The organism is Paenibacillus tritici, from assembly GCF_018207515.1.
Classification (GTDB): Bacteria; Bacillota; Bacilli; order Paenibacillales; family Paenibacillaceae; genus Paenibacillus_AQ; species Paenibacillus_AQ tritici.
Genome location: NZ_CP073365.1, coordinates 144,678 through 159,395 on the forward strand (window position 1 = coordinate 144,678; position 14,718 = coordinate 159,395).

15 protein-coding genes are annotated in these 14,718 nt (G+C 54.7%); 14 read left to right on the forward strand and 1 reads right to left on the reverse strand.

Annotated elements, in window-relative coordinates:
* The first annotated feature begins 45 nt into the window (after positions 1-45).
* From ltrA to KDC22_RS00755, 6 genes are all read left to right on the forward strand, one after another.
* Positions 46-1,338 (forward strand): group II intron reverse transcriptase/maturase, encoded by a 1,293-nt coding sequence (ltrA, locus tag KDC22_RS00730; protein ID WP_211720874.1) that lies wholly within the window; start codon positions 46-48, stop codon positions 1,336-1,338.
* Positions 1,339-1,602: 264 nt separating this feature from the next.
* Complete coding sequence (hprK, locus tag KDC22_RS00735; protein ID WP_211721748.1) at positions 1,603-2,541, forward strand: HPr(Ser) kinase/phosphatase; 939 nt, start codon at positions 1,603-1,605, stop codon at positions 2,539-2,541.
* A 12-nt stretch (positions 2,542-2,553) separates the two neighbouring features.
* Positions 2,554-3,585, forward strand: coding sequence for a prolipoprotein diacylglyceryl transferase (gene lgt, locus KDC22_RS00740; protein ID WP_173135730.1), 1,032 nt, complete (start codon positions 2,554-2,556; stop codon positions 3,583-3,585).
* 5 nt (positions 3,586-3,590) lie between these two features.
* Complete coding sequence (gene ppaX / locus KDC22_RS00745) at positions 3,591-4,244, forward strand: pyrophosphatase PpaX (protein WP_211721749.1); 654 nt, start codon at positions 3,591-3,593, stop codon at positions 4,242-4,244.
* Positions 4,241-4,747, forward strand: coding sequence for an acyltransferase (locus KDC22_RS00750; protein WP_211721750.1), 507 nt, complete (start codon positions 4,241-4,243; stop codon positions 4,745-4,747). Before ppaX ends, KDC22_RS00750 begins: the two co-directional genes overlap by 4 nt.
* Positions 4,748-4,845: 98 nt before the next feature.
* Positions 4,846-6,003: an acyltransferase family protein gene (locus tag KDC22_RS00755; protein ID WP_211721751.1), complete on the forward strand. Its 1,158-nt coding sequence runs from the start codon at positions 4,846-4,848 to the stop codon at positions 6,001-6,003.
* Positions 6,004-6,115: 112 nt separating this feature from the next.
* Here KDC22_RS00755 and gntK read toward each other — a convergent pair whose 3' ends face one another.
* Positions 6,116-7,654, reverse strand: a complete 1,539-nt coding sequence (gntK, locus tag KDC22_RS00760; protein ID WP_425517047.1) for a gluconokinase — start codon at positions 7,652-7,654, stop codon at positions 6,116-6,118.
* A 246-nt stretch (positions 7,655-7,900) separates the two neighbouring features.
* Here gntK and KDC22_RS00765 point away from each other — a divergent pair, with 246 nt between their 5' ends.
* From KDC22_RS00765 to hisIE, 8 genes are all read left to right on the forward strand, one after another.
* Positions 7,901-9,118 carry an ATP phosphoribosyltransferase regulatory subunit gene (locus tag KDC22_RS00765; RefSeq protein WP_173135718.1) on the forward strand — a complete coding sequence of 406 codons (1,218 nt, stop codon included), beginning with the start codon at positions 7,901-7,903 and terminating at the stop codon, positions 9,116-9,118.
* A gap of 91 nt (positions 9,119-9,209) precedes the next feature.
* On the forward strand, positions 9,210-9,854 hold the full coding sequence (gene hisG, locus KDC22_RS00770) for an ATP phosphoribosyltransferase (RefSeq protein WP_173135842.1): 645 nt from the start codon (positions 9,210-9,212) through the stop codon (positions 9,852-9,854).
* Between the two features lie 35 nt (positions 9,855-9,889).
* Positions 9,890-11,200, forward strand: a complete 1,311-nt coding sequence (gene hisD, locus KDC22_RS00775) for a histidinol dehydrogenase (RefSeq protein ID WP_211721753.1) — start codon at positions 9,890-9,892, stop codon at positions 11,198-11,200.
* On the forward strand, positions 11,187-11,798 hold the full coding sequence (hisB, locus tag KDC22_RS00780) for an imidazoleglycerol-phosphate dehydratase HisB (RefSeq protein WP_246553205.1): 612 nt from the start codon (positions 11,187-11,189) through the stop codon (positions 11,796-11,798). The genes hisD and hisB overlap by 14 nt, the downstream gene beginning before the upstream one ends.
* Position 11,799: 1 nt before the next feature.
* Entirely contained in the window at positions 11,800-12,423 is a 624-nt protein-coding gene (gene hisH, locus KDC22_RS00785; protein ID WP_173135714.1) for an imidazole glycerol phosphate synthase subunit HisH, read from the forward strand.
* 44 nt (positions 12,424-12,467) lie between these two features.
* Positions 12,468-13,217 (forward strand): 1-(5-phosphoribosyl)-5-[(5-phosphoribosylamino)methylideneamino]imidazole-4-carboxamide isomerase, encoded by a 750-nt coding sequence (hisA, locus tag KDC22_RS00790; RefSeq protein WP_173135710.1) that lies wholly within the window; start codon positions 12,468-12,470, stop codon positions 13,215-13,217.
* A 25-nt stretch (positions 13,218-13,242) separates the two neighbouring features.
* On the forward strand, positions 13,243-14,001 hold the full coding sequence (gene hisF, locus KDC22_RS00795; RefSeq protein WP_173135707.1) for an imidazole glycerol phosphate synthase subunit HisF: 759 nt from the start codon (positions 13,243-13,245) through the stop codon (positions 13,999-14,001).
* A complete protein-coding gene (hisIE, locus tag KDC22_RS00800; RefSeq protein WP_173135703.1) occupies positions 13,998-14,714 on the forward strand; it encodes a bifunctional phosphoribosyl-AMP cyclohydrolase/phosphoribosyl-ATP diphosphatase HisIE in 717 nt (238 codons plus the stop codon). The genes hisF and hisIE overlap by 4 nt, the downstream gene beginning before the upstream one ends.
* The last annotated feature ends 4 nt before the right edge of the window (positions 14,715-14,718 follow it).

Genomic DNA, 14,718 nt, shown 5'->3' on the forward strand with positions numbered 1-14,718 from the left:
GAAGGAGCCCTGCTTTGTTTACGCTTTTGGAGGAGGTACGAGTGAGTGAATGCCAAACGGCTAACGACACCCAAGGAAAAAGTTCAAGAACTCCAAGAAAAGCTAGGTCATGCGGCCAAGGAGAACAACAAGCGTAAATTCCACGCCTTGTACGACAAAGTCTACCGGTGGGATGTGCTATGCGAAGCCTGGAAACGGGTGAAAGCGAATAAGGGAGCTGCGGGAGTGGATGCCGTAACGCTCGCTGAAATCGAGAAACAAGGAGTGACGAGATTTCTCAAAAGCTGTGAGCAAGAATTGAAAGAAGGCAGCTACCATCCGCAGCCGGTTCGGCGGCACTATATCCCGAAGAAAGATGGGAAGCCAAGACCGCTAGGCATCCCTACCGTACGGGACCGTGTCTTACAAATGGCAACCAAACTGGTGATTGAACCCATCTTTGAAGCCGATTTTAAAGAAGTCTCCTTCGGATTTCGTCCAAAACGAAGTGCCAAAGGAGCGCTGGAGCGAATCCGGAAAGCCTGCAACCGCAAAGGAAATTGGGTAGTCGACGTCGATATCCAAGGTTACTTCGACCATATCAATCAAGAGAAACTCATGAAATTGGTACAGATGCGTATCAATGACAGACGGATTCTGAAGCTCATACGGAAGTGGCTTCATGCGGGAATAATGGAAGAAGGAAAGGTACGGCGCTCCGATCTAGGGACACCCCAAGGTGGTGTCATCTCGCCACTGCTGGCGAATATCTATTTGAACTACTTTGACCGGTTATGGGAAAAACACGGAAGTGGACTGGGAGAACTGACGAGGTATGCAGACGACTTCGTCGTGGTCTGTAAAACCAAAAAGGATGCAGAACATGCGTATGAACTCATCCGCACCATTATGGAACGTCTAGAACTCACGCTGCATCCGACCAAAACCCGCATTGTAGGTCTGTGGACAGGAGACGAAGGCTTCGACTTCTTAGGAATGCACCACCGAAAAACGAAAGCAGAAACTTCTCAAGGGAAGGTGTACTATACCACCCAGCAGTGGCTAACGAAGAAGGCAGAGGAACGTATCCGAGGCGTGGTCAAAGACCGATTAGCACCGCCCGGCATGCGCTGGAAATCGTTCGTGGAACACGTGGAATGGCTCAATCCAAAGATACAGGGATGGAGAAATTATTACTACACGAACTACAGCCAAAAGAGATTAGCCAAGCTGGATTGGTATATCCTGCAGCGATTTACGCGGTGGTATGCGAAGAAGAGACAACGGAGGAGATGGATGAGTTCATTCCCGGAGGTCAAGTATATGGTCAATAAGTGTGGACTAAAAACGCTATTGTAATCTGCATGCCCATGAATGACAAACATCGGAAAGCCGTATGAGGGAAAACCTCACGTACGGTTTGATGAGGAGGGGCTGGGTTGTACCAGCCCTTTACTCTAGAGAGCCTGAACAAATGACGAGCTGCCGGCGGGCTTTAAGATTGCATTCACAGGCGTTATCAATTAAGATAGCAGGAGAATTACCTGTAGCTGGAATGGATTAAGTTGTGAACCGGCATAAGGGAAACCGGCGTGAGCCGCGGGTGACGAAAGGACGGACGATATGGCTAAGAAGGTAAAGGTATCGGAATTGGTACAGCATTTTCAATTAGAGGTGGTATCCGGACATGAAGGTCTGAAGAGACCGATCACTGTGGACGATTTGAACCGTCCGGGACTGGAAATGGCCGGTTATTTTGAATATTATCCTGAAGAACGTGTACAGCTGCTGGGCAAAACAGAGCTGGCGTTCTTCTCCATGCTCTCGGAGGAAGACCGAAAAAGCCGGGTTCGCGGAATCTGTAATGATAATACTCCATGTATCGTGATTACACGCGGGCTGGACATTCCTCAGGAAATTATTGATATCAGCAACGAAAAGGGGCTTCCGGTGCTGCGCAGCTCGATGGCGACAACTATTTTCTCCAGCAGACTGACCAGCTTCCTTGAGGGCAGACTGGCACCGACAGCAACGATTCATGGTGTTCTCTGTGATGTGTATGGTGTAGGGATGCTGATTACTGGAACCAGCGGCATCGGTAAAAGTGAAACAGCGCTGGAACTGGTTAAACGCGGCCACCGTCTGATCGCCGATGATGCTGTAGAAATCCGTCAGACCTCGGATAATCAGCTCCATGGTACCGCACCGGAATTAATTCGTCACCTGCTGGAAATTCGCGGTGTAGGGATTATTAATGTTATGACTCTGTTTGGTGCAGGCGCCATCCGTAATCATAAGCGGATTACTCTGGTGGTCAGACTGGAAGCCTGGCAGCAGGACAAGCAGTATGACCGGCTGGGACTGGATGAGGAGACTACACGGATCATTGATACCGATGTACCGCTGGTCACCATTCCTGTCCGCCCGGGGCGTAACCTTGCTGTTATTATCGAGGTTGCGGCGATGAATTACCGGCTCAAGCAAATGGGCTTCAACGCTGCTCTGCAATTTACGAATAAACTTACAGCCACCATCTCTGAAGACATGGATGATCTGGATTAGGAGTGTGAGAGCATGTTTTTTTCATTAGCGATTAACCCGGTAGTCTTCTCCATCGGATCGCTCCCTGTCCACTGGTATGGTCTGATCCTCGGTCTTGGTGCCTTAGCCGGATTATTCCTCGCCATTCAGGAGGGCAAACGCTTCAACATTCCCCAAGAGTTCTTCATGGATATGTTACTGCTGGGCGTGCCTTCGGCAATTATCGGGGCGCGGATTTATTTTGTAGCGTTCAAGTGGGACGACTATAAGGATAACTGGCTCGATATTTTCAAAGTCTGGAACGGCGGTATTGCTATTTATGGCGCCCTGATCGGGGCGATTATCTGCGGGATCATTTATTTCCGCTACAAAGGTTATCCGTTCTGGCGTATCGTGGACATCTGTGCTCCCGGACTGCTTGCCGGTCAGATGATCGGGCGTTGGGGGAACTTCATTAATCAGGAGGCCTATGGCGGTGTGGTGGAGGAATCGTTCCTGCGCGACAAGCTGCATTTGCCGGATTTTATCGTCAATCAAATGTACATAGGGGATGCCTTTCACCATCCGACCTTCCTGTATGAATCGCTCTGGAGTCTGCTGGGTATTCTGCTCCTGATGGTCCTCCGACGCCAGAAATTTGTCCGTGCCGGAGAGATCTTCCTGGGTTATTTCATCTGGTACTCTATCGGACGGTTCTTTATTGAGGCGCTGCGTACAGACAGCCTTGGATTTAACGGCAGCAGCGGGCTGGCATCCTTCATTGACGGTCTATGGAGTCCGATGAAATGGCTCGGATTCGAGCAAGGGTATCTTGATCCGGCTTACGGCAATGTCCGTATCTCTCAGCTGCTGGCACTGCTCATCATTGTCGCTGCAATCATCCTGATTATCGTACGGCGGGTAAGCGGTCAGCCGAAGGATCATTATTCGGACCCGATTATCAGTACCAAGTCCGCAGCAGCGGACGCTGTTGTGCCCGAGAGTGCTGTCAATACACCGCAGAAGGCTCCTCAGCCTGCCCGGCCGGTGCCAGATCCCTCTGAAGATAAGGAAACAAAGGAGTAGTACCAATGATAGAATGCGTGTTATTTGACCTGGACGGAACGATTGTGAATACGAATGAGCTGATTATCCGTTCATTCATGCATGCGCTGAAGGAGAATAATCTGCCGTCCCTGACCCGGGAGCAGATCATTCCGTTTATGGGAACGACACTTCAGCAGCAGATGACTGCATTCTCCGGCCTGCAGGATATAAGCGCGTTGGAGCGGTCCTACCGTTCATACAATTATGCGCATCATGATGAGCTGATTGGTTCTTTTCCAGATGTGAATGAGACGATGGAAGAACTGCTGCGCCGCGGGATCAAGCTCGGGATTGTGACGACGAAGATCCGGCCCACTACCCTCAAAGCACTGGAAATGTTCGATCTGCTGAAGTATATGGAGACTATTGTTACGGTCAATGATGTTAGTCATCCCAAACCTCATCCGGAGCCGGTGCTTACGGCCGTTGCTAATCTGGGCGTTGATCCGGCTAAGACACTGATGGTTGGTGACAGCGCTGTGGATATTCAGTCCGCCAAAGCAGCAGGGGTGCGTGTAGCCGCAGTGGCCTGGTCGCTTAAGGGTGAGGATGTGCTGCGCGGATATGAACCGGATTATATTATCCATGAGATGAAGGATTTGTTCACTATTGTGGAGCAGGAGACCATGCAGCCGTGAGAAAGATAACGCGTTATCCGGTGGAGGGGCATAATTCGCTCTGGTATATTTACCGTACGGTCAGTCCGTGGAAGGGTGTGCGCAATTTTATTTTTATCCAGATTGCCCGCTATTGCCCGATTCTGCCGCTCAAGAACTGGATCTACCGCCGGATACTCGGGATGAAGGTAGGCAAGCATACTGCGTTTGGGCTGATGGCGATGGTAGATGTCTTTTTTCCAGAGAAAATCTCTGTCGGGGAAAATTCCGTGATTGGCTATAACACCACTATTCTGGCTCATGAGTACCTCATTAAAGAGTATCGGCTGGGTGAAGTCATTATCGGTGAGAATGTGCTGATCGGGGCAAACACGACCATCCTGCCAGGTGTTACGATAGGGGATGGGGCTGTTGTTGCGGCGGGATCGGTGGTGCACAAGGATGTGGCGGCCGGCTCGTTCGTCGGGGGGAATCCCCTGCGTGAACTGCGTCCTGCTTCAGCAGAGCCTTACGAAGAAGAATAGTGTACAGACAAGTTCTCACCCTGCAGTATCATATTGCGTGTATCTGCGCAGGAGCTGCAGGGTTTGTTGCGTTAACTTCACACACAGGAGGAATGATAATGGCACAAAAGGAAAGAATTCCACAGCTTGATATTTTTCGGGCAATTGCCATTTTTGCGGTGATAGCCATTCATGCCACTTCACGGACACTGGCGGAGACGCTGGGCACTTCGATGTTCCCTCCGTTTCTGTTCATTAACAAGTTCAGCCAGTTTGCAGTGCCTTCCTTTGTATTTCTGAGCGGGTTCGTACTCTTCTACAATTATATAGACCGCCCGCTGGGAGGGAAGGTGCTGGCCAAATTCTACAGCCGCAGGCTAATCTATATTATTGTGCCTTATCTTATGTTTACGGTGCTGTATTTTGGGCTCAAAATGACAGCCGGGCATACTTGGGGTCTGCCTCTTCAGGAGCTGGGAGCGAAGTTCGGCAAGTATCTATGGACCGGTACAGCGTATACGCATCTATACTATATCATCATCATTATCCAGTTCTATGTGCTGTTCCCGCTTGTGCTGTGGTGTCTGCAGAAAGTCCGGCATCTGGCGGCCTGGGCACCGGTCATCGGGCTCGCGCTTCAGTGGGGCTTCGTGCTGCTGAACAAATATATGGTCAACCACGGGTATTGGCAGCTGTCCAAGGGCAGTCTTGCGATTACGTATTTCTCTTATTTCCTGCTCGGTGCGGCAATTGCGATCTACTACAGCTCTTTGAAAAAGTGGCTGATTCCTTCCCGCGAAGGCTGGCGCTCCGGTAAAGGGGCAAGCTGGGTGGCACTGTGGCTCGTATGGGCTGCGGCAGGAATCGGGCATGTGTTACTGTGGTACAACAACTATACCAAAAAAACAGTAATCAACAGTCTATGGTACGAAGGGTTCTCCAACCTTCATGCCTTGCTCTCTTGTCTGGTATTGCTTCAGTTGTCTTTCCTGCTGTACGGCGCCGGGCGCAGCTTCCTGACGAGATTGCTGATCTCCGCCGGGGCTTGCTCCTTCGGCATTTACCTGCTGCATCCGCTGCTGCTGTTCCTCTATCGAAAGCTGCCGTTCCATGGCGGATCGCTTGCTTATACGGCGGCTATTGCGGGTGGCTGGCTGGTAGCGCTGCTGGGTTCCTGGCTGGTAGTTGCCCTCGCCTTCCGTTATGTGAAGCCGGCCTGGATCGTATTTGGCTCCGCACCGCCGAAGCCGGGACCGGTGCCCAAGGCAACTGTATAGACTCGGCATAGGGGAATCCTAGGATGGATACAAAGCAAAGCGCCGGCTGGCCGCAGATGCGGCGGGCTGGCGCTTTGCTGTAGGGAGAATTGCAAGTGCAAGTATATAATAGTTAGCCGGGCTGTTCTCCGGCCTGTTCACGCTGGAAGTCGGCAATCGCCTGATATTGGTCTTCCAGACTACGGGATACGGAGATGAAGATCGGCAGGAGTTGTTTGTAGGCTTTGGAGTGGGTTGTAACCGGTTCATGCCGGTGGGTCGAGCCGATCATTCCGAATACAGCCTCGAAGGAATCGATCCGGCCGGTGGCGTATAGTCCTAATACGACTGCGCCGAGGCACGAGCTCTCGAAGCTCTCCGGGACCACTACCTCCTGATCGAAAATATCCGCCATCATCTGCCGCCATAGAGCAGAGCGGGCGAAGCCGCCTGTAGCCAGGATTCTGACAGGCTGGCCGATACATTCCTCCATAGCGAGCAATACGGTGTACATATTGAAGATGACACCTTCGAGCACCGCACGGATCATATGCTCCTTGCGGTGATTCATGCTTAAGCCGAAGAAGGAGCCGCGGGCATCGGGATTCCACAGCGGTGCGCGTTCTCCGGTCAGATACGGATGGAAGAGTAGTCCATTACTGCCGGGCGGCACCTGCTCGGCAATCCGGGTCAATACTTCATAGGGATCAATGCCAAGGCGCTTCGCGGTCTCCACCTCAGAAGCGGCGAACTCATCACGCACCCAGCGGAAGAGCATCCCCCCGTTATTCACGGGACCGCCAATTACCCAATGCTTGTCTGTCAGGGCATAGCAGAAGATCCGTCCTTTGGGATCGGTCAGCGGATGATCAACTACAGTGCGGATGGCCCCACTCGTTCCTATAGTTGCGGCAATGACACCTGGCTCTATTGCACCTACCCCCAGGTTAGACAGGACGCCGTCACTGGCTCCCACCACAAACGGGGTGTTAACCAGAAGTCCCAGCTTATCCGCAAGCCCTGGAAGCAGGCCCTGCATGATCTGGGTGGTAGGGACCGGCCGGGATAGCCGTTCAGGAGTAACACCAGCGATCCTTAGGGCCTCCTCGTCCCAATCCAGCTTCTCCAGATTGAACAGGCCGGTCGCCGAGGCGATGGAATGGTCGATCACATATTCGCCGAACAGCTTGAAGAAGATATATTCTTTGATGGAGATGAACTTGTGGGTCTGACTGAACAGCCCGGACTGCTCCTCGCCAAGCCACATCAGCTTGGTGATCGGAGACATGGGATGGATGGGTGTCCCCGTCCGCAGGTACAGCTCATGCCCGTTCAGATCGTCCTTCAGCCGCCGCGCAGAGCGGCTGCTCCGGTTGTCAGCCCAGGTAATGCAGGCAGTAAGCGGCTGGCCGGAAGCATCAACAGCAATAACACTATGCATAGCCGAGCTGAACGAGACCAGCAGAATATCTGCAGGAGAGGCAAGGCTGTCTTGCATGACCGATGATATAGTGTGGATTACAGCTTGCAGAATCTGCTCCGGGTCCTGTTCCGCCACAGAGGGAGAGGGCTGGTGCAGCGGATAGCCCTGATTGCTCTGGGCAACAATCGTTCCATTCTCCTCAAAGAGGACAGCCTTGGTGCTGGTGGTTCCAATATCAACGCCAATCATATAGGATGTACTCAAGCCGTCAGTCCTTCTTTCTGCTTCTGAAATAGATACCGGGAATACTTAATGCAGGAAATAAAGTACAATCATATTAACTTATTATATTCGCCGGTTATCCCGGTGGCAAAATGTTGACGCAAAAGGATGGTCCGTGATACGATATTGCCACTGCTTTACTTTACTACCACTTTACCATGATAAAGTATTTGATGATCTCTCTTAACATATCTGATGAGGTGAACAATGAAGATGGCCAAACCAAAGGGATTTGAAAAGCCTGCCGGCGTAAGGGATTATCTCCCGCGTGCGGTAACGAAGCTGCGCAAGATTGAGAATGATGTACTTCACTGCATGAGCCGCTGGGGTTACCGGCAGATGATTACGCCTACCCTTGAATATTATGATACGGTCGGTGTGGCCAGCTCTACATCAGATCAGAAGCTGTATAAATTGCTTAACAACCGTGGTCAGGCTCTGGTGCTGCGCTCGGAAATGACAGCTCCTGTGGCCCGTGTGGTCTCTTCTCTATTGAAGGATGAGCCGCTGCCGCTGCGTCTGTCCTATCACGCCAACGTCTTCCGGGCGATTGAAGAGGAAGCCGGCCGGGAGGCGGAATTCTATCAGACCGGCGTAGAGCTTGTCGGGGATGATTCACCGGAGGCGGACGCTGAGGTGGTCGCACTGGCCATTGCCTCGCTGCAGGCGGCGGGTGTGAAGTCTTTCAAAATAGCGATAGGGCATGTCGGCTTCCTCGACGGTCTCTTCCAGGAAGCTGTGTCCGGTCTGCCGCAGGCTCAGGAGGAGCTCAAGAGCCACCTGCTCAGCCGGGATTATGTAGCCTTCCGTGAGACGCTGCGGCGTCTTGAGCTATCCGAAGCCCAGAAGCAGGAGCTGGACGGATTGCTTCGGCTGCGGGGCGGCAAGGAGATCTGTGGCCAGGCGCTGGAGTTAAGCAATCATCCGCTGGCACGCGCTTCGATTGAGCATCTGTGTAAGGTATGGGAAGTTCTGGTTGCCTACGGCGTCTCTCAGCATGTGCTGATTGATCTGACGATGATCGGCGATTTCTCTTACTATACCGGAATGACCTTTGAGGGTTATGCTGCTGAGCTGGGCTTCCCGGTATGCAGCGGCGGCCGGTATGACAATCTGCTTCAGCAGTTCGGGCGGCCTATCCCCTCGACGGGCTTCTCGCTGAAGACCAACCGTATTCTGGATGGTGTATCCGGGCTGCCTGAAGAGGAAGAATTGCCGATTCTGGTCCAGTATGATGCACTCCGGCGCCAGGAGGGCCTAACCGAAGCAGCGCGCCTGCGGACGGAAGGTCATGCTGTAGTTACACGGCTGGCATCAGGCCCGGAGGAGCTGAAGACCGTGAAGCGGCTGGATGCGGATACGATTGAGGCAGAGGGTGAGCGGTACGGCGAGATTTATACGTTCGTGTCTTTTGTCAGTGAGCATGGGTGAGTGAAGCCGTCTGCATGAATGGAGACTTTATTAAAATAATGAAACAATGATCACCTATAGAAGCGGAAATACGAAACGGAGGCGGGTAATGATGGCACAGATTCTTAAGGTGGCCATGCCGAAAGGCCGGATTTACAATAAAGCGGCAGAGCTGTTCCGCCAAGCGGGACTGCCGATTCCTCCAGATGGAGAAGAATCGCGCAAGCTGGTGATTTCACTGCCGGAAGCCGGAATGGAGTTCATTCTTGCCAAGCCGGTGGATGTACCTACCTATGTAGAGTATGGGGTAGCGGATATCGGCATTGTCGGCAAAGACGTATTATTGGAAGAAAGCCGCGATGTCTACGAACTGCTTGATCTGGGAATTGCCCGCTGCCGGATGTCGATTATCGGGCTTCCGAACTGGCAGCCGGGCATTCAGCAGCGGGTAGCTACCAAATACCCGAATGTGGCCTCAAGGTACTTCCGCGAGCAGGGCCAGCAGGTGGAGGTTGTGAAGCTGAACGGCTCCATCGAGCTGGCGCCGCTGATCGGCCTGGCGGACCGGATCGTGGACATGGTTGAGACCGGGCAGACGCTGAAGGACAACGGGCTGGTAGAGATGACCAGCATCTTCGAGATCACCAGCCGCCTGGTAGCGAACCGGGTAAGCTACCGGATGAAGAACGCGGAGATTCAACAGCTGTGCGACCGCCTGCAGGCCGTTATTGCAGGCCCGGGGCTGCAGATGAAATAATCTTAGTAAATATAGAGTTCAAGGGGGAAGCAGCGGTGAAGATTCAGTCCAGTAAGGAATTTAAGCTGCAGCGTGAAGTGGAATACGGCACGCCGGAGCAGAACAAGGCCGTACGTGAGATCGTGGCTGGTATCAAGCAGGAAGGCGATGCAGCGCTGCTCCGGTATACGGAGCGCTTTGACGGCGCCGTGCTGACGCCTGCGCAGCTGCGGGTCACACCGGAGGAGCTTGAAGCCGCCTACAGCCGGGTAGAGGAGTCCTTCGTGACGGCGATCCGTGCGGCAGCCGTTAATATCCGTGCGTTCCATGCGCGGCAGAAACGCAATTCCTGGATGGATCTGCAGCCGGACGGCACGATCCTCGGCCAGATCATCCGCCCGCTGAAGCGAGTGGGCGTCTATGTTCCCGGCGGCAAGGCAGCCTATCCGTCCTCGGTGCTGATGAACGTGATTCCGGCACAGATTGCCGGCGTGCCGGAGATCGTGATGGTTACCCCGCCTTCGACGGGCGGCAGCGAAGGCATTGACCCCTATATTCTCGTGGCCGCCGCTGAAGCGGGCGTACACGAGATCTACCGCGTGGGCGGCGCGCAGGCGATCGCCGCCCTGGCCTTCGGCACGGAGTCCATCGTGCCGGTCGATAAGATCTGCGGGCCAGGGAACATCTACGTGGCCCTGGCCAAACGCGAGGTCTACGGCGCTGTCGATATCGACAGCATCGCCGGACCGAGCGAGATCGTCGTGCTCGCCGACGATACCGCCGAGGCCGCCTACATCGCGGCCGACCTGCTCTCGCAGGCCGAGCACGACGAGATGGCGTCGGCGATCCTCGTGACGCCGTCGCAGCGTCTCGCGGAGGAGGTGGCTGCCGAGGTGGAGCGGCAGCTGCAGACGTTGCCGCGCGAAGCAATCGCGCGGGCCTCGGTCGAGAACTACGGCGCGATTATCGTCGTAGAATCGCTGAACGAGGGCATCTCCGTGGTGAACCGGCTGGCGCCGGAGCATCTGGAGATTGTCGTGAACGACCCGATGGCGCTGACCGGCGCGATTGAGAACGCCGGGGCCATCTTCCTCGGGCCGTATAGCTCGGAGCCGGTCGGCGATTACTTCGCCGGACCGAACCACATTATACCGACGAACGGTACGGCGCGGTTCTCCTCGCCTGTAGATGTGGATGATTTCATTAAGAAATCCAGCCTGATCTATTACAGCAAGGAAGCGCTGCTGCGGGACGGGGCGGCGATTATGGAGCTTGCCCGGCGTGAGGGGCTGGAGGGCCATGCACGTGCAATTGAAATCCGGCTGGAGAAGGAAGCGAAAGGTGGAGACGGAAATGGAGAACAATAATAACGAACAGGCGCTGCGCAAGGCGGGGCTTAGCCGTACAACCAACGAAACGGACATCAAGTTAACCTTTGCCGTAGACGGCAGCGGGGTTTCGGAACTGGAGACCGATGTGCCTTTCTTGAATCATATGCTGGACCTGTTCACGAAGCATGGACAGTTTGACCTGAACGTGCAGGCACGGGGCGACATTGATATTGATGACCATCACACGGTAGAGGACATCGGCATCTGTCTGGGACAGGCTCTGCGCGAAGCGCTGGGCGACAAAAAAGGGATCAAACGTTACGCAAGTGTCTTCGTCCCTATGGATGAAGCGCTGGCTCAGGTAGTGATTGATATCAGCAACCGGCCGCATTTCGAATACCGGGCAGAGTATCCTTCACAGCAGGTGGGCAGCTTCTCTACGGAGCTCGTTCATGAATTCCTCTGGAAATTCGCGCTGGAAGCCAGAATTACGCTGCATGTCATCGTACATTACGGCTCCAACACCCACCACATGATTGAAGCGGTCTTCAAGGCGCTGGGACGGGCGCTGGATGAGGCGACACTGGTTGATCCCCGGGTGAAGGGCGTACCTTCGACGAAGGGAGTGCTGTAGCATGGCCGTTGCAATCGTCGATTACGGCATGGGCAACCTGCACAGTGTCAGTAAGGCGGTAGAGCGGCTGGGCTATACGAGTCTTGTAACGGCTGATGCCGCTGCCATTCTGGCCGCAGACAGCGTGATTCTGCCCGGTGTCGGTGCCTTTGGCGATGCGATGGAGCACCTCCGCGAGAGCGGAATGGATGTGGTAGTCCGGGCCGCAGCAGAAGCGGGACAGCCGGTGCTGGGCATCTGCCTCGGGATGCAGCTGCTGTTCAGCAGCAGCGAGGAGCATGGCGAGCATAAGGGCCTGGAGCTTCTGCCGGGCTCGGTGGTGCGCTTCGCGCCCCGTGACGGCTACAAGGTGCCGCATATGGGCTGGAACAAGCTGAGCTTCCTCCAGCCGGAGAGTCCGCTCCTGAAGGGCTTAACGGAGGGGCATGTCTACTTCGTTCACTCCTATCACGCGCTTGCCGCAGCCGACAGCGATCTGCTTGCCGTCACGGACTACGGGCATCCGGTAACGGCTGTAGTGGGGCGGGGTAATGTATATGGAATGCAGTTCCACCCGGAGAAAAGCGGAGAGCTTGGCATCCAGCTGCTGGGCAATTTCCTGCAGCTCCAGGCACAGCAGGCTTAAGGCCTGCCAGAATAACAATATTGCAATGAAAGCGGGGAGTATTCATGTCTTCTTTTATCATATATCCGGCCATTGATATCCGGGACGGGAAGTGTGTCCGGTTACAGCAGGGCGATTACGCTCAGGAGACCATCTACAACGACAGCCCGGTGAAGGTGGCAAAATCGTGGGAGGAGCAGGGTGGACGGTATATCCACCTGGTAGATCTGGATGGAGCCAAAGCCGGGCATCCGGTCAATGACGCCATCATCGGAGCCATTGCCCGCAATGCGAATGTTCCTGTGCAGGTCGGCGGCGGTCTCCGCACGCTTGCCGATGTGGAGAAGCTGCTGGGTCTTGGCATCAGCCGGGTGATTATCGGAACGGCGGCGATCAATGATCATGCTTTTACCGAAGCTGTACTTGCCAAGTATGGCGATAAGGTGGCCATTGGCATTGACGCACGGAACGGCTACGTAGCTACGCACGGATGGCTTAATACCTCTGAGGTCCGCGCGGAGGATCTGGCCAAAGAGTTGGCCGCCAAAGGCGCAGAGACCTTCATCTACACCGATATCTCCCGTGACGGGATGATGCAGGGGCCGAACGTGGAAGGGATTCTGTCTATGGCCGGGGCGAGCGGTAGAACGGTCATCGCCTCCGGCGGTGTGACGAGTCTTGAGGATCTGCAGCGCCTGAACGAACACAGCGGCAGCGGAATCGGCGGAGCTATTGTCGGCAAGGCGCTGTATACCGGTAATATTGATTTGGCGGAAGCGCTACAGGCCTTGGGCCAGTCCTCCGGATTGCGGTAAGCCTATACTAAGGAGGGGTCTTGGAATGTTGGCTAAACGGATTATCCCCTGTCTGGATGTGAAGGACGGGCGTGTGGTAAAAGGCGTGAATTTTGTAAATCTGCGCGATGCCGGAGATCCGGTGGAGCTGGCGGCGCTGTATGACCGCGAGGGGGCGGATGAGCTGGTATTTCTGGATATATCCGCTTCTGTGGAAGGCCGGGCAACCATGATCGAAGTGGTCCGGCAGACAGCCGGGGAGATTGCCATTCCCTTCACAGTGGGCGGGGGGATCTCCACTCCGGAGGATATGAAGCGGATTCTGCGCGCCGGGGCGGACAAAATCGGCATTAATACGGCAGCCGTCAATAACCCCCAGCTTATTCTGGAGGGGGCCCGCCACTTCGGCTCCCAGTGTATTGTGCTGGCAATGGACGCCAAATATAATGAGGCTTGGGGCGAATGGGAAGTGTACACGCATGGCGGACGTAAGCCAACCGGTATCCGGGCATTGACCTGGGCGAAGGAGGCCGAGCGGCTGGGTGCCGGCGAGATTCTGCTTACGAGCATGGATGCCGACGGTACCAAGGACGGCTTCGATCTGAAGCTGACGGCGGCGGTCTGTGATCTGCTGAGCATTCCTGTGATTGCTTCCGGCGGTGCAGGGAGAATTGAACATTTCTATGATGTGTTTACCGAAGGCAAAGCGGATGCGGGCCTTGCGGCAACGATTTTTCACTATAAAGAGATTGCTATTCATGATCTGAAGGCTGATCTGAAGCAAAGAGGGGTAGAGATCCGATGAGCGAGGACAAGAAGGATATAGCACTGAACCAGGACAATGCGGTAGCGGGCATCCGCTGGAATGAATCGGGCCTGCTGCCTGCTGTAGTTCAGGATGCGCGTACCCTTGAGGTATTAATGTTCGCCTATATGAACCCGGAGTCGCTGCGCCTGTCGCTTACCAGCGGCCAGACCTGGTTCTGGAGCCGTTCGCGCAGCGAGCTGTGGCACAAGGGCGGAACGTCGGGCAATACGCAGGCTATCACCTCGATCCATTACGATTGTGACAGCGATACGCTGCTGGTGAAGGTGGTGCCGGAAGGCCCGGCCTGCCATACCGGGGAGAACAGCTGCTTCTTCCGGGAGATTCCGCTCGATTCACCGGCAACTGTTGAAGCTGCTGAGGCTGCCGTTAACACTGCTGATGCAGAGAGCGGCCGGTTTGCGGTACTGGGTGAGCTGGAGCGGGTGATTGCCGAGCGCGAAGTGAACCGTCCGGAGGGGGCGTATACTACGTATCTGTTCGACAAGGGCGTGGATAAGATCCTGAAGAAGGTCGGTGAGGAAGCCTCTGAGACAATCATCGCCGCCAAAAATAAAGATAATGCCGAGCTGCGCCTGGAAGTCAGCGATCTGATCTACCACTTACTCGTACTGCTGCAGGAACGCAAGCTTCCGCTGGATGAGATTCTGGAAGAGCTGAGCGCCCGCCATGAACGGCCTCGGCGGGACTAGGAGG